Source organism: Marinobacter sp. L-46, assembly GCF_056859535.1.
Map to the genome: position 1 here is coordinate 1 of NZ_JBSXOP010000013.1, position 18645 is coordinate 18645.

The 18645-nt window shown below is 59.4% G+C and carries 16 protein-coding genes and 2 tRNA genes; 14 read left to right on the plus strand and 4 right to left on the minus strand.

The window, feature by feature from the left end:
• Positions 1-200: 200 nt before the first annotated feature.
• Genes AC13DJ_RS00565 through hemA form a run of 4 tightly spaced genes read right to left on the minus strand, consistent with a single transcriptional unit; the run spans position 201 to position 4174 of the window.
• On the minus strand, positions 201-944 hold the full coding sequence (locus AC13DJ_RS00565; RefSeq protein ID WP_474539818.1) for a HesA/MoeB/ThiF family protein: 744 nt from the start codon (positions 942-944) through the stop codon (positions 201-203).
• A gap of 11 nt (positions 945-955) precedes the next feature.
• On the minus strand, positions 956-1810 hold the full coding sequence (gene prmC, locus AC13DJ_RS00570) for a peptide chain release factor N(5)-glutamine methyltransferase (protein WP_482932970.1): 855 nt from the start codon (positions 1808-1810) through the stop codon (positions 956-958).
• Positions 1800-2888: a peptide chain release factor 1 gene (gene prfA / locus AC13DJ_RS00575; RefSeq protein ID WP_482932969.1), complete on the minus strand. Its 1089-nt coding sequence runs from the start codon at positions 2886-2888 to the stop codon at positions 1800-1802. Before prfA ends, prmC begins: the two co-directional genes overlap by 11 nt.
• Entirely contained in the window at positions 2885-4174 is a 1290-nt protein-coding gene (gene hemA, locus AC13DJ_RS00580; RefSeq protein WP_199456237.1) for a glutamyl-tRNA reductase, read from the minus strand. The genes prfA and hemA overlap by 4 nt, the downstream gene beginning before the upstream one ends.
• A gap of 236 nt (positions 4175-4410) precedes the next feature.
• Between hemA and AC13DJ_RS00585 the strand changes: the two genes are divergently transcribed.
• The 14 genes from AC13DJ_RS00585 (at position 4411) to AC13DJ_RS00650 (ending at position 18428) form a co-directional block, all read left to right on the plus strand.
• Positions 4411-6156 carry a tetratricopeptide repeat protein gene (locus tag AC13DJ_RS00585; RefSeq protein ID WP_474539816.1) on the plus strand — a complete coding sequence of 582 codons (1746 nt, stop codon included), beginning with the start codon at positions 4411-4413 and terminating at the stop codon, positions 6154-6156.
• A complete protein-coding gene (lolB, locus tag AC13DJ_RS00590; RefSeq protein WP_473801707.1) occupies positions 6153-6779 on the plus strand; it encodes a lipoprotein insertase outer membrane protein LolB in 627 nt (208 codons plus the stop codon). The genes AC13DJ_RS00585 and lolB overlap by 4 nt, the downstream gene beginning before the upstream one ends.
• 4 nt (positions 6780-6783) lie before the next feature.
• The gene (gene ispE / locus AC13DJ_RS00595) at positions 6784-7644 is read left to right on the plus strand and encodes a 4-(cytidine 5'-diphospho)-2-C-methyl-D-erythritol kinase (protein WP_474539815.1); all 861 of its coding nucleotides are present in this window, start codon (positions 6784-6786) and stop codon (positions 7642-7644) included.
• Between the two features lie 22 nt (positions 7645-7666).
• Positions 7667-7741 (plus strand) — tRNA-Gln (locus tag AC13DJ_RS00600).
• A 52-nt stretch (positions 7742-7793) separates the two neighbouring features.
• Positions 7794-8744, plus strand: a complete 951-nt coding sequence (locus AC13DJ_RS00605) for a ribose-phosphate diphosphokinase (protein WP_058340355.1) — start codon at positions 7794-7796, stop codon at positions 8742-8744.
• 162 nt (positions 8745-8906) lie between these two features.
• The gene (locus AC13DJ_RS00610; protein WP_058340356.1) at positions 8907-9545 is read left to right on the plus strand and encodes a 50S ribosomal protein L25/general stress protein Ctc; all 639 of its coding nucleotides are present in this window, start codon (positions 8907-8909) and stop codon (positions 9543-9545) included.
• A gap of 21 nt (positions 9546-9566) precedes the next feature.
• Positions 9567-10157: an aminoacyl-tRNA hydrolase gene (gene pth, locus AC13DJ_RS00615; RefSeq protein WP_474539814.1), complete on the plus strand. Its 591-nt coding sequence runs from the start codon at positions 9567-9569 to the stop codon at positions 10155-10157.
• An 84-nt stretch (positions 10158-10241) separates the two neighbouring features.
• Positions 10242-11333, plus strand: a complete 1092-nt coding sequence (gene ychF / locus AC13DJ_RS00620; RefSeq protein ID WP_474539813.1) for a redox-regulated ATPase YchF — start codon at positions 10242-10244, stop codon at positions 11331-11333.
• 91 nt (positions 11334-11424) lie between these two features.
• Positions 11425-11501: transfer RNA gene (locus AC13DJ_RS00625), tRNA-Met, on the plus strand.
• Positions 11502-11611: 110 nt separating this feature from the next.
• On the plus strand, positions 11612-12055 hold the full coding sequence (locus tag AC13DJ_RS00630) for a PACE efflux transporter (RefSeq protein ID WP_473801776.1): 444 nt from the start codon (positions 11612-11614) through the stop codon (positions 12053-12055).
• 25 nt (positions 12056-12080) lie between these two features.
• Positions 12081-13292, plus strand: a complete 1212-nt coding sequence (locus AC13DJ_RS00635; protein WP_473801777.1) for a serine hydrolase domain-containing protein — start codon at positions 12081-12083, stop codon at positions 13290-13292.
• Positions 13293-13409: 117 nt separating this feature from the next.
• Positions 13410-14687, plus strand: coding sequence for an O-acetylhomoserine aminocarboxypropyltransferase/cysteine synthase family protein (locus tag AC13DJ_RS00640; RefSeq protein WP_473801778.1), 1278 nt, complete (start codon positions 13410-13412; stop codon positions 14685-14687).
• A gap of 131 nt (positions 14688-14818) precedes the next feature.
• Positions 14819-15862: a lipoyl synthase gene (gene lipA, locus AC13DJ_RS00645; protein WP_199456223.1), complete on the plus strand. Its 1044-nt coding sequence runs from the start codon at positions 14819-14821 to the stop codon at positions 15860-15862.
• Between the two features lie 88 nt (positions 15863-15950).
• On the plus strand, positions 15951-18428 hold the full coding sequence (locus tag AC13DJ_RS00650; protein WP_474539812.1) for an efflux RND transporter permease subunit: 2478 nt from the start codon (positions 15951-15953) through the stop codon (positions 18426-18428).
• Positions 18429-18645 lie beyond the last annotated feature (217 nt).

Sequence of the window (18645 nt, forward strand, 5' to 3'; positions counted from 1 at the left end):
CGCGGTTTTCATTGAGGCCAGAGTCACCGGAGTGACTCATCATAAAGGCCGGATATATGTGCGCAGTTTTACCCAGTTAACTTTTTACACCACCGAGAGCTTGGGAGGCTTGCGCAACAAGAGGTCTACATATATGTGCCGTAAGGAGCGGTTTTTGGAAAGGCGAACCCAACCCTGCCCCACTCCGGAGTCAGCCCAAGTCAGCGGCACACCGGGCAGTCTGGGTCTTTGGCGAGTTTCATTTCTCGCCATTCCATTTGCCAGGCATCCAGGATGAGCAATCGGCCTACCAATGGTTTGCCAACACCTGAGATCACCTTGATGGCTTCCATAGCTTGGGCTGAGCCGATCATACCTACCAGTGGCGCTATAACACCCGCTTCGGAACAGGTAAGGTCTTCATTGCCTTGCTCGGGATACAGGCAGTGGTAACAGGGATTTTCCGGCTGGCGGGGATCGTAAACGGAGAGTTGGCCTTCGCCACGAATGGCAGCACCGGAAACCAACGGCACCTTGGATAAAACAGATGCCCGGTTCAGTGCAAAACGAGTATTGAAGTTATCGGTGCAATCCAGCACCAGCGTGGATTCAGCAACCAGCTGTTTGAGATCACCTCCATCCACACGGCGATTCACCGCATTAACGGTAATCTCCGGGTTGATGGCCCGAACCCGCTCCGCCAGGCGCTCGGCCTTTGAATCGCCCAGCCAGCTTTGCTGAAACGCGATCTGGCGCTGCAGGTTCGCCAGTTCGATCTGGTCGTCGTCGACCAGGGTCAGGTGACCGACACCCGCCGCGCCCAGATACAGTGCCACGGGGCAACCCAGGCCGCCGGCGCCGATGACCAGTACATGGGCGGCTTTGAGCTTTTGCTGGCCGGCGATGTCGAACCGGGGCATCAGGATTTGTCGGCTGTAGCGGAGCAGTTCTTCGTCGCTGAGCATGGTTGTTCTCGCTATTGGTCGCGGGCGGGCTTGCGGGCCTGGGTCATGCGATCGTTGCCGCCGTAGTCTTTGCGGGTTTCTATGTTGCGCCATCCGGCTTTGGCAAACAAATCCCGTACGGCTTCTCCCTGGTCATACCCATGTTCCAGCAGCATCCAGCCGTTCGGGTTGAGCCAGTCCAGGCCTTCGGTGACCAGCAGGCGGATGTCGTCCAGGCCATCTTCTCCGGCCACCAGGGCAGACTCGGGCTCGAAGCGCACATCGCCTTCCTTTAAATGGCGGTCGGTGGCCGGGATGTAGGGCGGGTTGGAGATAAGAAGGTCGAAGGTTCCAGCCGGTATCTGGTCGAACCAGTGGCTCTGCACCACGGTGATGGGCAAGCCCAGTTGCTGGCTGTTTTCCCGGGCAAGGGCTACTGCCTCTTCAACCCGGTCGCTGGCCATGATTTGCCAGCCTGGCTGTTCGCTGGCCAGGGCCAGGGCTATGGCTCCGGTGCCGGTGCCAAGGTCGAGTACCCGGGCGTTAGCGGGTAGTTCCAGTGACAACGCGGCCTCTACCACACACTCGGTATCGGGCCGGGGAATCAGGGTGGAGGGGCTGACTCTCAGGGGTAACGACCAGAATTCCTGCTCGCCCAGCAGGTAGGCAATCGGCTGGCCTTTGGCACGTTGTGCAACCAACCTAAAAAATGCCTCAGCCTGTTCCGCTGGCACTTCCCGCTCGGGCCAAGCCCGGAAGCTGGTTCGGCCCAGGCCGGTTACGTGGCTCAGCAGTAGTTCGGCATCCAGCCGGGGCGAGTCGCCGCCAATCTGCTCAACGGCGCTCTTCAGAAGGGCTTCGCAGGTCAGCGAGGGCTCACTGCTCATGGGCCAGTTCAGCCAGCAGTTCGGCCTGGTGTTCCTGCTGCAGGGGCACCACCACCGCATCCAGGTCGCCGGCAATCACTTCGTCGAGCTTGTACAGGGTCAGGTTGATGCGATGGTCCGTTACCCGGCCCTGGGGGAAGTTGTAGGTGCGGATGCGCTCGGAGCGGTCGCCGCTGCCCACCAGGCTTTTACGGGTTTCCGCCATGCTTTTCTGCTGCTTTTCCAGCTCGGCATTCTTCAGGCGCGACGCCAGCAGGCTCAGGGCCTTTGCGCGGTTTTTGTGCTGGGAACGCTCTTCCTGGCATTCCACCACAATACCGGTCGGCAGGTGGGTAATGCGAATGGCGGAGTCGGTCTTGTTAACGTGCTGACCACCGGCGCCGGAGGAACGGAAGGTGTCCACCCGCAGGTCGGCCTTGTTGATTTCGATGGCTTCGGCTTCATCCGCCTCGGGGATCACCGCTACGGTGCAGGCGGAGGTGTGAATACGGCCCTGGGATTCGGTTTCCGGTACCCGCTGTACCCGGTGCGCGCCGGACTCGAATTTCAAGGCACCGTATACGCCGTCGCCGGACAACCGGGCAATCACTTCTTTATAGCCGCCGTGTTCGCCTTCGTTTTCGCTCAGCACTTCTACCTGCCAGCGGCGTTTCTCGGCGTAGCGGGAATACATGCGGAACAGGTCGCCAGCAAAGATGGCGGCTTCATCACCACCGGTACCGGCCCGCACTTCCAGGAACACGTTCTTGGTGTCGTTGGGGTCTTTCGGCAGCATCAGGCGCTGCAGTTCTTCATCCAGCTCTTCACTGCGGGCTTCGGCGCCGTCCAGCTCTTCTTCAGCCATGGCGCGCATGTCGGCATCGCCATCTTTCAACAGTTCTTTCGCTTCACTGATGTCGTCGAGGGACTGTTGCCAGGACTGGAAGCACTTTACCACCGGCTCGATTTCGGCAAACTCCCGGGATAACTCCCGGAACTTGTCCTGGTTGGAGATAACGGAGGCATCGCTCAGCAGTGCGCTCACCTCCTCGAACCGCTCTACCAAACGTTCGAGGCGGGACTGGATGGATGGCTTCATAGTTTTTCCGTGGTGATAGGCTCGTCCGCATCCAGCGTATCCAGCTGGTAGAGCTCCCTCAGACATTCCGTGACTTCCGTCCGGCCCTCGGCCATGGCCTTGCGAACCTGGATGGAAGGTTGGTGCAGCAGTTTGTTGGTCAGGCCCCGGGCCATGCTTCGCAGCACTGTCTCGGGGTCTGCGCCGTTGCGCAGGGCGCGCAGGGCTTTTTCGGTTTCCGCATCGCGCATCACTTCAGCCCGCTGACGGAAGACTTTCAGGGTAGAAACCGCATCCAGGGCCCGCAGCTGCTCCAGGAAATCCTGGACGCCACTGCTGATCAGGTTTTCGGCCTCACGGGCTGCGCCTTCCCGGGAGCGGATGTTTTCTTCGATTACCTGCTTGAGGTCATCAACGGTATACAGGTAAACGTCTGCCAGCGAGGCAACTTCCGGTTCGATATCCCTCGGTACAGCGATATCCACCATGAAATACGGGCGGTGTTTGCGCTTTTTCAGCGCCCGCTCAACGGCACCCTTGCCCAGAATGGGCAGCGGGCTGGCGGTGGAGGAAATAACAATGTCGACATCCGCCAGGTGATCCGGAATCTCGGACAGCAGAATGCCCTTGCCGCCGTGAGCCTCGGCCAGGGACTGGGCTCGCTCGAGGGTACGGTTGGCAATCAGGAACTGGCGCACACCGGCTTCTGCAAGGTGTTGCGCAACCAGCTCGATGGTTTTACCGGCACCAATCAGCAAGGCCTTGTTGCGGGACATGTCCGCAAAGATATGGTGCGCCATGCTGACCGAGGCATAGGCCACAGATACCGGGTTTTCGCCGATGGCAGTCTGGGTTCGCACCCGCTTGGCAACCGAGAAGGTGTGTTCGAACAACCGGGTCAGGAAGGAACCGGTGGCACCGTGTTCCCGGGCCAGGGAATAGGCATCTTTCAGCTGGCCGAATATCTGCGGCTCGCCCAGCACCATGGAATCCAGGCCGGAGGCAACGCGCATCATATGGCGAACGGCATCGGAATCCCGGTGCAGGTAAAGCACGTTCTCCAGGTCTGCTACGTCCAGGTCGTGGAAGCCCGCCAGCCAGCGCAGCACGGTAGGCGCGCAGTCGTCGTCACCGGCCAGGTACAGCTCGGTACGGTTACAGGTAGACAGAATGGCAGCCTCACCGGCACCGGAGGCAGCACGCAGTTCGGAAAAGGCTTCCGCCATCCGCTCCGGAGTGAACGCTACACGCTCGCGAATTTCTACGGGTGCGGTTCGGTGATTGATTCCCAGTGTCAGCAACGCCATTTTATGGTCAGATAACCCTGTTCCAGTCGTGGATATTCAAACAGCATTCTACCGGCGCAAGGCCCCGCCTGCCACCCGAAAACACCGGTGCTTCGGGAACTGCGGACAGGTTGGGCAAGATAAGACGCTTATGCCATTATAGGGTTTCGGCCACGACCGCAATCCGATTTGCCTCAATTAACGGGGCGAAAAGAGGGTCTTTCCTGAAAAATCGCCTGAAACACACAGGAAATTGCATGCACAAATCCGCACCGTACCTGGTTACCTGCCTGCTGGGTTTTACCGTAGCTGTCCTGCCGGGCTGCGCCAGTTTTTCCGGAACCGCCGAGGAACCGGCACCTCCGGTTCAGGCCGAGCAGGCTGAAACGGAAGAAATCCGGTACGCCGACTTTGAACCGGAAGTGCTGTACCAGCTGCTTACCGCAGAAATTGCCGCACAGCGTGGCCGCTATGACGTAACCCTGGTGAATTACCTGCAGGCGGCCAAGACCTCGGAAGACCCCGCAGTGATCGACCGGGCCATGCGGATTGCCCAGACCCTCAATGCAGATAACGCCCAGCAGCAGCTGGCCACCCTCTGGCTGGGTATTGACCCGGACAACCTGCAGGCACACCGGGTAGCGGCCATTCAGGCAGTAAAGCGCCAGAACCTGGAAACCGCCCTGTTCCATATGGAGCAGATTATGGACCAGGGTGAAGATGCCGACTTCGACAGCCTGGCCGCCATGGCCGCCCGACTGCCACCGGCACAGCAACAGGAACTGCTGGGACTGTACCAGAACCTGGCCGAACGGCACCCGGAAACCCCCGAACTGGAATACAGCATTGCCCTGCTCCAGAAAATCACCGGCCAGCCAGAGACCGCACTGGAACAGTTGAACACCCTGCTCAACCGGGAACCGGACTTCCAGCCGGCCATCATTTTGAAAGGTGACTTGCTGTATCAGACCGGGCAGAACCGCGACGCCCTGAATCACATGACCGCCGCCACCCGGCGTTTCCCTGCCAACCGGCAGATGGGCACCCTGTACGGCCGCATGCTGATCAACGAAGGCGAGCTGCAGGCCGCCCAGGACGAATTCGCCCGGCTGGTAAAACGCTATCCGGACACCCCGGGGCTGCGGCTGTCCCACGCCCTGGTGGCCCTTGAAAACCAGCAACCGGACCTGGCCAGGGAAGAGCTCACCCGCCTGACCGAACAAGGCCACCACACCGACGAAGCCAATTACTACCTGGGCCAGGTAGAAGAGCAGGCCGAAAACACCATTCAGGCCATCGGCTATTACCAGAGCGTGGAACAGGGCAATTATTTCTTCCCGGCCCTGGCCCGCGCCAGCCAGTTGCAGGCCGAACTGGGCGAGCTGGACAACGCCCTGGCGAATATCCGGCAACTCCGGGACACCAACCCGGACCAGGCCGAACGCTTCTGGTTGCTGGAAGTCAATCTCCTGCTGGACCAGGAACGGGAACAGCAGGCCCTGGAGGCCGCCAACCTGGCCCTTGAGAGCTATCCGGAAAACATCGAAATCCGCTATGCCCGCGCCATGCTGCAGGACTCCATGGGCGATACAGACCCGGCCATCACCGACCTGCGCGCCATCATTGAAGCCCAGCCGGAGAACGCCGTCGCCCTGAATGCCCTGGGCTATATCCTGACCGTGCGTACCGATCAGCTGGACGAGGCGCGCGCACACATCGAGAAAGCCCTGAGCCTGGACCCTGAAAATCCGGCCATTCTCGACAGCATGGGCTGGGTCCTGTTCCGGCAGGGAGACAACCAAGGCGCACTGGAATACCTGTCCCGGGCCTGGGCCACCTACCCGGACCCTGAAGTAGCCGCTCACTATGGCGAAGTGCTTTGGGTAACCGGTAACGAAGAGCAGGCCCGCGTGGTTTGGGACCAAGCCCTGGACGAAGACCCGAACCATGACATCCTGAACGAAACCATCGAGCGCCTGACCCGGAACGGGGGCAACCAATGACAGCCAGGCTACCCCTGATACTGTTTGCCGCACTGGCCTTCAGCGGCTGCACCACCATTGCGCTGGAACCGCTGCCGGACGGCATGACAGACCAGCCACCGGCAGACTGGACAGAACGCAGCCGGAACCTGGGCCGCTTTGACCATTGGCAACTGTCCGGCAAGCTTGCCGTCAAGCAGCCCTCCGACAGCGGCACCGCCGTGATCAATCGCTGGCTCCAGAATGGCGAGCAATACGATCTGTCCCTGTCGTCATCATTTCTGGGCATGGGCACAACCCGGCTTCAGGGCGTTCCGGGCTTTATCGAGCTCACCCTGGCCAACGGCGACGTTTACCAGTCTTCCGACCCGGAAACCCTGGTGAATGCCGCGACCGGCTGGCAACTGCCCATCGACAGCCTGAGCTGGTGGATTCGCGGGCTGCCGTCACCGGATGGCGACTTCCGCCTGCTGTTCGACGAACACAGCCAGCTGGCCATCATCAGGCAGGACGGCTGGGAAATACGCTACGACCGCTGGCACGGCTTTATCGAAGACCTGCCTTCGCTGCCGGCCCGTATCACCGCCCTGAAAGAAGACAAGCGGGTTCGCGTGGTGATTGCCGACTGGCGCCGGGAGGACTAAACCTGTGGCCGACCTGACCCTGCCCTCGCCCGCCAAGCTCAACCTGTTCCTGCACATTGTCGGCCGCCGGCCTGACGGCTATCACGAGCTGCAGACCCTGTTCCAGTTTCTCGACTACGGGGACGAGCTCAGCTTTACCCTGACCCGGGATGAACCCGGTGTACGCCTGGCTGACCCGATTCCCGGCGTGCCCGACAGCGACAACCTGGTGGTGCGGGCTGCCCTGGCACTGGCAGAACTCAGCAAAGCCCCCCTGCCCGGCGTAACCATTCACCTGCACAAACGCCTGCCCATGGGCGGCGGTCTGGGTGGCGGCAGCTCCAATGCCGCAACCACCCTACTGGCCATGAACCACCTGTGGCAGCTGCACCTGAATGAAGACCAGCTGGCAGAAATCGGCCTTGGCCTGGGCGCCGACGTACCGGTATTTGTGCGCGGCCACGCCGCCTTTGGAGAGGGTGTCGGCGAAAAACTGACCCCCGTAAACCCGCCGGAAGACTGGTTTGTTGTCCTGAAACCTGAGTGCGAAATAAACACCGGAAAGATTTTTTCAGAACAAGGGTTGACAAGGGACACACCAAAAATCAAAATACGCCCCGCTTTTGAGGGAGACGCCTCGAGGTACCGAAACGACTGTGAGGATGTAGTTCGCAAACTGTATCCGGAGGTTAACCAGAGCCTGGAATGGCTTTCACAATTCGGACCTGCAAGATTAACCGGAACCGGGGCTTGCATTTTTGGACGTTTCCCTACAGAATCCGCAGCCCGGATTATCTGGGAAAGCAAACCCTCCGGCATCACGGGGTTCGTAGCTAAAGGGGTGAACATTTCGCCTCTACACCAAAAGCTAACAGAGCTGAAATGATGCCAAGAAAGCACGATGATATTGGGGTGTCGCCAAGTGGTAAGGCAACGGGTTTTGATCCCGTCATGCGCAGGTTCGAATCCTGCCACCCCAGCCACCTTTCTCCCGCTTCTTCTGAATCAAACGCCGATACTGAGAAGGATACTGTCGTGTCCAAATTGATGATCTTCGCCGGCAACGCCAATCCTGAACTCGCTCAGGATATTGCCAAGAAACTTCATATTCCCATGGGTCAGGCCACTGTTGGTCGTTTCAGCGATGGTGAAACCACCGTTGAGATCAACGAAAATGTGCGCGGCCACGATGTCTTTATCATCCAGCCCACCTGCTACCCGACCAACGACAACCTGATGGAACTGATCGTGATGGCCGACGCCCTGCGCCGCGCTTCCGCCACACGGATCACCGCCGTTATCCCCTATTACGGATACGCCCGTCAGGACCGTCGCGTTCGCTCTACCCGGGTTGCCATCAGCGCCAAGGTAGTAGCCGACATGATTTCCAGCATCGGCGTGGATCGTGTACTGACTGTAGACCTGCACGCAGACCAGATTCAGGGCTTCTTCGACATCCCGGTAGACAATATCTATGCCACGCCGGTTCTGCTCGAAGACATCGAGAAGCAGCGTTTCGAAAACTTTGTGGTTGTCTCTCCGGACGTCGGCGGCGTTGTCCGCGCCCGCGCCGTAGCCAAGCGTCTGGATGATGCCGACCTGGCCATCATCGACAAGCGTCGCCCCAAGGCCAACGTATCCCAGGTGATGCACATCATCGGTGATGTACGAGACAAGACCTGCATCCTGGTAGACGACATTGTCGATACTGCCGGCACCCTGTGCAAAGCCGCCAATGCCCTGAAAGAGCACGGCGCTTCCCGCGTGGTTGCCTACATTACCCACCCGGTACTTTCCGGCCCGGCTATCGAGAACATCAGCAACTCGGAGCTGGACGAACTGGTGGTCTGTGACACCATCCCGCTGGGTGACAAAGCAAAAAATTGTGATAGAATCCGCCCCCTCAGCATGGCTGGGCTGCTCGCCGAATCCATTCGTCGTGTGAGCAACGAAGAGTCCATCAGTGCCATGTTCGAGAACGTCTGAGCCGGCAAAGCTCCGTAACACTCAGACTTAAAGGCAGTTTTCGGGTCGGGAGTCCAGCTGGGCTCCCGACTCTTTTAGTAGGCCAGATAACTGGCCTTTCAGAGAACCCATCTGTTCCAAGCCTGGTCGCGGGCCGTTCAGATGAATAACGAGGTACATACCATGTCCCAGGAATTCGTAATTGAAGCATTTCCTCGTGACGATCAGGGGAGAGGTGCGAGCCGCCGCCTGCGTCGCGAAGAGCGTAAAATCCCGGCCATCATCTACGGTGGCGGCAAAGACGCAACTCCGGTAGCCATCTGGCACAACGAGCTGAAAAAGGCCCTCGAAAACGAAGCCTTCTTCTCTCACATCCTGACTATCGACATTCAGGGCAAGAAAGAAAGCGTGATCCTGAAGGATCTGCAGCGTCACCCGTACAAGCTGCTGCTGACCCACGCCGACTTCCTGCGCGTTGACAAGGATCACGAGATCCACGTTAACGTACCGCTGCACTTCATCAACGAAGATGTTGCTCCGGCCGTGAAACTGCAGGGTGGTGTTGTTTCCCACACCATGACTGAAGTTGAAGTTATCTGTCTGCCGCAGAACCTGCCCGAGTTCATCGAAGTAGACCTGAACGAAGTAGAGATGGACCAGGTTGTTCACCTGAGCGATCTGAAACTGCCGAAGGGCGTTCAGGTTGCTGCCCTGCTGCAGGGCGAAGACCACGACCAGCCGGTTGCCTCTATCCACAAGCCGAAGGGTGCCAAGGCGGACGACGCCGAGGAAGCCGAAGGCGAGGAAGGCGGCGAGGAGTAATCACTCCGGGGGCAAAGGCGAATGGCACAGGATATTGTCATGGTGGTTGGACTGGGGAACCCCGGTGCCGACTACGAGAATACCCGCCACAACGCCGGCGCCCTGTTCGTCGAAGCGCTGGCCCGCGATGCGGGCCAGACGCTGCGCCCCGAAAAGAAGTACCACGGGCTGTATGCCCGCATTCAGTGGCAGGGCCTCGACCTGCACTTGCTGAACCCCAGCACCTTTATGAACCGCAGCGGCACCGCAATCAAAGCCCTGGCGGACTTTTTCAAGATCCCCCCCGAACAGATTCTTGTCGCCCACGATGAACTCGACCTGCCTCCCGGCACGGCCAAGCTCAAGAAAGGCGGCGGTCACGGCGGCCACAACGGTCTTCGGGACACCATTGCCCACCTGGGTACCAACGACTTCCAGCGTTTACGCCTTGGCATCGGCCACCCCGGCGACAGCCGCAAGGTAACCGGTTACGTACTGGGCCGCCTGGGCAAGCAAGAAACCGAGCAGCTCCATGCCGTCTTCGACGAAGTGATGCGGGTACTGCCCGATGCTGCCAGCGGAAAACTGGCCGCGGCCATGAACCGCCTGCACAGCTTCAAACCGGCTCCCTGAGCAGGGGCACAACCCCTTACTCGCACCCTTACCGATACACCGGTATAATCCGCCCAAACTTTTCAGTTCCAGCAGAGGCATTCCATGGGATTTAACTGCGGCATCGTCGGCCTTCCCAACGTCGGCAAATCCACCCTGTTCAACGCACTGACCAAAGCCGGCATCGGCGCGGAAAACTTCCCCTTCTGCACCATCGAGCCGAACGCCGGCGTGGTGGCCATGCCGGACCCCCGCCTGACCAAGCTGGCGGAAATTGTAAAGCCTGAGCGCGTGGTTCCCACCACCATGGAATTCGTGGACATCGCCGGCCTGGTTGCCGGTGCATCCAAGGGTGAAGGCCTGGGCAACCAGTTCCTGGCCAACATCCGCCAGACCGACGCCATCGCCCACGTGGTGCGCTGCTTTGAAGACGGCAACGTGATTCACGTCGCCAACAAGGTAGACCCGGCCTCGGACATCGAAGTGATCAACACCGAACTGGCCCTGGCCGACCTGGACACCGTGGAAAAAGCCATCAAGCGTGTTCAGCGCGTTGCCAAGAGCGGCGACAAGGAAGCCAAGGCCCAGCTGGAGATGTTTGAAAAGCTGTTGCCGGTGCTGAACGAAGGCAAACCCGTTCGCGGCATGGGCCTGGACAAAGACCAGATGGCACTGATCCGTGAACTGTGCCTGCTTACCATCAAGCCCACCATGTACATCGCCAACGTGAACGAAGACGGCTTCGAGAACAACCCGCACCTGGACACTGTGCGCAAAATCGCCGAGTCCGAAAATGCCGTAGTCGTGCCTATCTGTAACAAGCTCGAAGCAGAAATCTCGGAACTGGAAGACGAAGAGAAATCCATGTTCCTGGATGAAATGGGCATGGAAGAGCCGGGCCTGGATCGCGTCATCCGCGCCGGCTACGGCCTGCTGGGCCTGCAGACCTACTTCACCGCTGGGGTTAAGGAAGTCCGCGCCTGGACCGTAAAAATCGGCGCCACCGCTCCCCAGGCCGCCGCAGTTATCCACACCGATTTCGAGCGGGGCTTCATCCGCGCCGAAGTTATAGGCTATGACGATTTCGTACAGTACAACGGCGAAGCCGGCGCCAAGGATGCCGGCAAGTGGCGCCTGGAAGGCAAGGAATACATCGTCAAAGACGGCGACGTTATCCACTTCCGCTTTAACGTGTAATTTTTCCGGAATTTTGGGCTCAAGGCCTTGACACCCCGAGCTCAAATACCGAAAATACGCGCCTCGTTTGGGGCATGCCCTGAAGCGAAATGGCAAGGTAGCTCAGTTGGTTAGAGCACAGCACTCATAATGCTGGGGTCGGCGGTTCGACTCCGCCCCTTGCTACCAGTATTCTGAAAGCCCGGTTCGAAAGAGCCGGGCTTTTTCAGTTCTGGGGACGACCCCACCCTTCCCGGGAACAGAACGCGGGACGACCCGCCTACGCTACTCCCAACACCATGCGAACCACAAAAGACCGAATCCGCCAGGCCATTTCCTTTGAAGTGATCGGCCTGCTCATATCAACTCCCCTGGCCGCCTTTGTCTTTGGCCTGGACCTTGGGGAAACCGGTGTACTTGCCGCCATCGGCGCCACCATGGCCACCCTGTGGAACTATATCTTCAACCTGATGTTTGATCACGGTCTGAAGCGGTTCACCGGCACTACCCGGAAAACCCTCAAGCTGCGATTCCTGCATGCCATCAGTTTCGAGTTCGGGCTGATGCTGGCGCTCCTCCCGGTGATCGCCTGGTGGCTCGATATCGGCCTGCTGGAGGCGCTGGTCGTGGATATCGCCTTTGTGGTGTTTTACCTGGTTTACGCCTTTGTGTTTACCTGGTGCTACGATACCGTGTTTCCCGATAACGATGCCGGCCCGGCATCTGCCAACCAGACCCGTTAAACCGAACAAGAGGCTGCCCGTTGCCATGCAGGAATCAATCACCTCCGGCGTTTCACTGGATCGCCTGAAGCGTATTACCCGTCACTTTGACCAGAACTACACTCAACCCGGCAAAATCCCGGGGGCGGTCACACTGGTGGCCCGGCATGGCAAGGTTCTCTGGTGTGAAGCCCAGGGCCTGAGAGATGTCGAACGCAACCTGCCCATGGAACGGGATACAGTGTTCCGCATCTACTCCATGACCAAGCCCATCACCTCCATCGCCATGATGCAGCTGTATGAGCAAGGCAAATTCCTGCTGAACGACCCGGTACACAAGTACATTCCCTCCTGGCGAAACCTTCAGGTGTACAAGGGTGGCCGCTACCCGGATTTCGAAACCGAACCGGCAACCACCACCATGACCATCCGGGACCTGATGACTCACACCTCCGGGCTGACCTACGGTTTCACCGAGCGAACAGAAGTCGATGCCGCCTATCGCCAGCTGAAACTGGATGGCAGTTCGATCCTGACTCTGGACAAGCTGGTGGATCGCCTTGCGGAACTGCCACTGGAGTTCTCACCGGGCACCGCGTGGAACTATTCCGTATCCACCGATGTACTGGGTTACCTGGTTGAGCTGTTATCCGGCAAGCCACTGGATGCGTATTTCCGTGAGCACATTTTCGAACCACTGGGCATGGCCGACACCGGCTTTCAGGTCCGGCAGGACCAGCAGGAACGTTTCGCTGCCTGCTACCTGTACCAACCCGGCGACACCATGAAGCTGCAGGACGACCCGGAGCGCTCCCGCTACCTGAAGGAGCCAAAGTTCCTGTCTGGCGGAGGTGGACTGGTGTCCACCATTGATGACTATTTCAGGTTCGCCCAGGCCCTCTGCCAGGGTGGAGCGTATCAGGGCCAGCGCATCATCGGGCGCAAAACCCTGGAATTCATGCGCCTGAACCACCTACCTGGCGGCAAGGACCTGCCGGGGCTTTCTATTGGCGGCTTCAGCGAAACACCCTATGCCGGCAGCGGGTTCGGGCTGGGCTTTTCGGTGAAAACCGATGTTGCCAGTTCTGCCACCATCGGCTCGGAAGGCGAATTCGGCTGGGGCGGACTGGCCAGCACCAGCTTCTTTGTGGATCCTGTGGAAGACATGGTGGTGATTTTCATGACCCAGCTGATGCCATCTTCCTCCTACCCCATCCGCCAGGACCTCCGGGCACTGGTGTACGGAGCCCTGAACTGATACCGCCATCTGCTTTATAAGGCTATAACTGCTGGTACCGTGCCGAACCGCAATAGCCTGTGGCATACTCGGTTTCTCAAACCAATAATGAACAATCCACCCGCAAGGAATGTTGTGATGAAACCAGCAACTCTCGCGCTGCACGCCGGCTTCAAGAGCGACCCGACCACCAAGGCCGCTACCACTCCTATTTACCAGACCACGTCCTACACCTTTGATGACACCCAGCACGGTGCCGATCTGTTTGATCTGAAAGTTCAGGGCAACATTTACACCCGCATCATGAACCCGACCAACAATGTGCTGGAAGAGCGAATGACTGCGCTGGAAGGCGGCGTTGGCGCCCTGGCGGTGGCTTCGGGCATGGCCGCCATCACCTATGCTCTGCAAACCATCTGCAAGGTCGGCAATAACATTGTCAGTACCAGTCAACTTTATGGCGGCACCTACAACCTGTTTGCCCACTCGCTGCCGAACCAGGGCATCGAGTGCAAGATGGTGCGCCACGATGATTTCGAGGCAGTCGAGAACGCCATCGACGACCAGACCCGCGCCCTGTTCTGCGAATCTATCGGCAACCCGGCCGGCAACGTGGTGGATATCCAGAAGTGGGCCGAAATTGCCCACAAACACGGCATTCCGCTGATTGTCGATAACACCGTAGCGACGCCCTTCCTGTGCCGTCCGTTCGAACACGGCGCGGACATCGTGATCCACTCCCTGACCAAGTACATTGGCGGCCACGGCACCACGGTGGCGGGTATCGTAGTGGATTCCGGCAAGTTCGACTGGAAAGCCAGCGCCGACAAGTTCCCGATGATGAACCAGCCGGACCCGTCCTACCACGGCGTGGTTTACACCGAAGCCCTGGGCGCAGCTGCCTTTATCGGCCGCTGCCGTGTAGTGCCGCTGCGTAACACCGGCTCAGCCCTGTCGCCGTTCAACTCGTTCCTGATCATGCAGGGGCTGGAAACACTGGCTCTGCGCATGGAACGCCACTGCGACAACGCCCAGAAGGTTGCCCAGTTCCTGCAGGATCACCCGGCCGTTGAGTGGGTGAACTACGCCGGCCTGGCCAACAGCCCCTACAAAGCCACCTGCGACAAGATCTGTGGCGGCAAGGCCTCCGGCATTCTGAGCTTCGGCATCAAGGGTGGCCGCGAGGCCGGCGCGAAGTTCATCGACGCCCTGGATCTGATCCTGCGCCTGGTGAACATCGGCGATGCCAAGTCCCTGGCTTGCCACCCGGCCACCACTACCCACCGCCAGCTCAACGCAGACGAGCTGAAGAGTGCCGGTGTGAGCGAAGACCTGGTGCGGCTGTCTATCGGTATTGAAGACGCCGACGACATCATCGCCGACATCACCCAGGCCCTGGACAAATCCCAGGCCTGATATTGATCAACCGGGTACGACCAATGTCGTGCCCGGTTACCCCGTGATTCCCCCTACCCGCCTTGTAACTGCCCTGCCGCAGGATTACTCTTTAAGGTTCTCCATACGTTGACCCGAGAGTTTCCGGCCCCATGAGCGACAGCGCAAAGTCCCGCATTACCAGTGGTTCCAAATTCCGTAACGAACACGGCTTTTCCGCCATCAAGGACGGCGTAAAACGTTCCTCTTCAAACACGGAAGACAAGCCCCTGGAGCGCAAGCCGAAATGGCTGCGGGCGCGCATGCCCGGTGGCGAGCGCTATGACGCCGTGCGCCGCAATGTCTCGGAACATCGCCTGAGCACCGTGTGCCAGGAATCCCACTGTCCCAACATCGGTGAATGCTGGACCAACGGCACGGCCACCATCATGGTGATGGGTTCTGTGTGCACCCGCGCCTGCAAATTCTGCGCAGTGGATACCGGCAACCCGAAAGGCTGGCTGGACCCGGAAGAGCCGGAGAACACCGCCAAGTCTGTTGAGCTGATGGGGCTGCGTTACATCGTGCTGACCTCGGTCGACCGGGATGACCTGGACGACGGCGGCGCCGCTCACTACGCCGCCTGCGTATCTGCCATCAAACAGCGCACCCCGGAAGTGGCCGTTGAAGCCCTGACTCCGGATTTTGATGCGGTGATGAGCGATGTGGAAAAAGTCGTGGATTCTGGCCTGGATGTATTCGCCCAGAACGTGGAAACCGTCAAACGCCTGACCAGCCGTGTGCGCGACCCCCGCGCCGGATACGAGAAAACCCTGAGCGTCCTGGCCCACGCCAAGAAACACCGGCCAGACGTGCTCACCAAGACCAGCCTGATGGTCGGCCTGGGTGAAACCGAAGAAGAAATCCTGGAAACCATGGACGACCTGCGCGCCATCGGCGTAGACATCCTCACCATCGGCCAGTACCTGCGCCCCACCCCGAACCACCTGCCGGTGGAACGCTATGTGACTCCGGAAGAGTTCAACCGCTACCGTGAAATCGGCCTCGAAAAGGGCTTTATGGAAGTGCCCTCCGGCCCCATGGTGCGCTCCAGCTATCGCGCTGACCGGGTGTTCGACAAGAACAACCTGGGGCTGGCCGTGCCGGAAGTGCCCGCCTCCAACGCCATGCAGATCCCGGTGAAAGCCGTCGACTGATCCGTTCACAGATTCCCGGGCCGGAGGTCACAGTCGGCCCGGGTTTGTGGCACACTCTGCACTCGTTTTTTCAGCAGAGTAGTAAGCGATGAATCGCCTCGGCGCCCTGTACGACCGTTTTATCCTCCCCCACCCCTGGATTGTGCTGATCCTGTTCGGTGCCATCCTGGCCCTGGCAGCCCTGCGCTTTGATCAGTTCCGGCTGGATGCCTCCGCCGAATCCCTGGTCCTGGAAAACGACCGTTCCCTGGAAGAGTACCGGCAGGTAAACCGGATATTCACTACCTCTGACGACTTCCTGGTGGTGACCTATTCCCCCCGGGAAGACCTGTTCAGTGAAACCGGCCTGCAACGGCTGGCAGCACTGAGAGACGAACTCCAGGCCCTGGAGGCGGTCGGCTCTACCAACAGCATTCTTAACGTACCCCTGCTGCACAGCCCGGACCTGACCCTCGATACCGTCGACAGTGAAATCAAAACCCTGGACGACCACGATGTGGCGCCCCAAACCGCCCGCCAGGCCCTGCTCGACAACCCCATGTACCCGAACCTGCTGCTCAGCGAAGATGCCGGTACCACCGCCATTCAGGTGAACCTGCCGACACCGGAGCGCTATTTTGAACTGCTGAATCGCCGCAACGAACTGCGAGACAAAGTCAGCAGCGGCGATGCCAGTGCCGAAGACCAGCAGCAACTGGAACAGGTCAGCCGGCAGTTCATCGACTACACCGAACAGCTGGGTGCCGAGCGGGATGCCACCATTCAGCAGGTGCGCAGCATTCTGGACAACTACCGGGAACACGCCAGCATCCACCTGGGTGGCGTACCGATGATTGTCGCCGACATGATCCGCTTTATCGAAAGCGACCTGTCCACCTTTGGCCTGGGCGTACTGGCCTTCCTGTTACTGACCCTCGCGATTATTTTCCTCCAGTGGCGATGGGTACTGGTGCCACTGTTGTGCTGTGGCTTTACCGTGTGGCTGATGATCGGTTTTCTGGGTTGGGCCCAGTGGCCGGTGACGGTGATTTCCTCCAACTTTATTTCCCTGCTGCTGATCATGACCCTGTCGCTCAGCATCCACCTGATTGTGCGCTACCGGGAATTCCAGCACGACGAACCAGGTGCCGCGCCCCGGGATGTCGTGCGCCGCACCATCATGGCCATGGTCAAACCCTGTTTTTACATGGCGGTGACCACCATCGTGGCCTTCGGCTCACTCACCTTCAGCGGCATCCGCCCGGTGATCGACTTCGGCTGGATGATGACCCTCGGCCTTACCGTGGCGTTCCTGATCACCTTCCTGGTCTTCCCCGCCCTGCTCAGCCTGCTGCCACCACCGCTGGATAACCGCGTAACGTCAAACAAGGTGCCCTTCACCGATGCCTTTGCCCGCTTTACCGAGCATTTCGGCGGCACCGTCCTGGTCGGCTCGGCAATCATCGCTGTGCTGTGTGTGATCGGCCTGAACCGGCTGACGGTGGAAAACAGCTTTATCGATTACTTCAAATCCTCTACCGAGATTCACCAGGGCATGATCACCATCGACGACCGGCTGGGCGGCACGACCCCGCTGGATGTGGTGATTACCGATGAACCAGCGCCCGAAAACCCGGGCAACGATCCCTTTGCCAGCGACTGCGATCCGTTCCTGGACGATTGCGGCGACGAGGAATACCGGGACACCTGGTACACCTACCAGAAAATGCGGGACCTGGGCGCGGTACACGACTACCTGCACAGCCTGCCGGAAACCGGCAAGGTGCTGTCGATCAGCACAACGCTGGACCTGCTGGCACAGGTAAACGGCGGTGAACCGCTGGATGCCCTGCAGCTGGCGTTTGTACCGGCTGCCGTGCCAGAAGACTTACAGGACATCCTGCTCACCCCCTATATTTCCGAGGAGCACGACCAGGCCCGGTTCAGCATCCGCATACTGGAAACCTTACCGGAACTGCGCCGGCAGGAGCTTCTGGACAGAATCCGCAGCCACCTGACCACCGAACTGGGTTACGACAAAGACCGTATCCTGCTTTCAGGCATGACGGTGATGTACAACAACATGCTGCAAAGCCTGTTCGATTCGCAGATCAAAACCATCGGGGTCGTGTTTGGCGCCATCCTGGCCATGTTCCTGCTGTTGTTCCGCTCGGTAAAGCTGGCCTTGATCGGCATGGCACCCAACCTGATTGCCGCCGGCTCGGTGCTGGGCCTGATGGGTTGGCTCGGCATTCCGCTGGATATGATGACCATTACCGTGGCCGCCATTACCGTTGGCATCGCCGTGGATGACACCATTCATTACATCCATCGGTTCAAAACCGAGTTCGCCAAAGACGGTGACTACCTGGCCACCATGCACCGCTGCCATCGCAGCATCGGCCAGGCCATGTTCTTTACCTCGCTGACCATCATCTCCGGGTTCTCGATCCTGGTGCTGTCGAACTTTATTCCCACGATCTACTTCGGCCTGTTCACCGGCTTCGCCATGTTCATGGCGCTGCTCGGCGCCCTGACCCTGCTGCCCCGGCTGATTGTCCTGCTCAAGCCTTTCCCTGCCCCATAATAGCGAGTAGGGTGAGGCGTTACCGCCTCATCCCTCTCACAGAACCGTACATACGGGCCACGTATACGGCTCATGCCATTAACTTACCCCGAACTCGGGGACAGTGATGCCGGTTTTGACCTTCGCAAGATCCATCAACTTCAGGTCATTGTGCAGGTAGGTGTTGGGCAGGGCCAGACTGGCCAGTGGAGATGCTGCATTGCGCCAGCTTTGCATC

Bases quoted from the DNA above. Each gene is read 5' to 3' on its own strand.
- prmC (WP_482932970.1), bottom strand. From the start codon at position 1,810: ATGAGCAGTGAGCCCTCGCTGACCTGCGAAGCCCTTCTGAAGAGCGCC.
- AC13DJ_RS00650 (WP_474539812.1), top strand. From the start codon at position 15,951: ATGAATCGCCTCGGCGCCCTGTACGACCGTTTTATCCTCCCCCACCCC.
- AC13DJ_RS00635 (WP_473801777.1), top strand. From the start codon at position 12,081: ATGCAGGAATCAATCACCTCCGGCGTTTCACTGGATCGCCTGAAGCGT.
- AC13DJ_RS00565 (WP_474539818.1), bottom strand. From the start codon at position 944: ATGCTCAGCGACGAAGAACTGCTCCGCTACAGCCGACAAATCCTGATG.
- pth (WP_474539814.1), top strand. From the start codon at position 9,567: ATGGCACAGGATATTGTCATGGTGGTTGGACTGGGGAACCCCGGTGCC.
- AC13DJ_RS00585 (WP_474539816.1), top strand. From the start codon at position 4,411: ATGCACAAATCCGCACCGTACCTGGTTACCTGCCTGCTGGGTTTTACC.
- hemA (WP_199456237.1), bottom strand. From the start codon at position 4,174: ATGGCGTTGCTGACACTGGGAATCAATCACCGAACCGCACCCGTAGAA.
- AC13DJ_RS00610 (WP_058340356.1), top strand. From the start codon at position 8,907: ATGTCCCAGGAATTCGTAATTGAAGCATTTCCTCGTGACGATCAGGGG.
- AC13DJ_RS00640 (WP_473801778.1), top strand. From the start codon at position 13,410: ATGAAACCAGCAACTCTCGCGCTGCACGCCGGCTTCAAGAGCGACCCG.
- lolB (WP_473801707.1), top strand. From the start codon at position 6,153: ATGACAGCCAGGCTACCCCTGATACTGTTTGCCGCACTGGCCTTCAGC.
- lipA (WP_199456223.1), top strand. From the start codon at position 14,819: ATGAGCGACAGCGCAAAGTCCCGCATTACCAGTGGTTCCAAATTCCGT.
- prfA (WP_482932969.1), bottom strand. From the start codon at position 2,888: ATGAAGCCATCCATCCAGTCCCGCCTCGAACGTTTGGTAGAGCGGTTC.
- AC13DJ_RS00630 (WP_473801776.1), top strand. From the start codon at position 11,612: ATGCGAACCACAAAAGACCGAATCCGCCAGGCCATTTCCTTTGAAGTG.
- ychF (WP_474539813.1), top strand. From the start codon at position 10,242: ATGGGATTTAACTGCGGCATCGTCGGCCTTCCCAACGTCGGCAAATCC.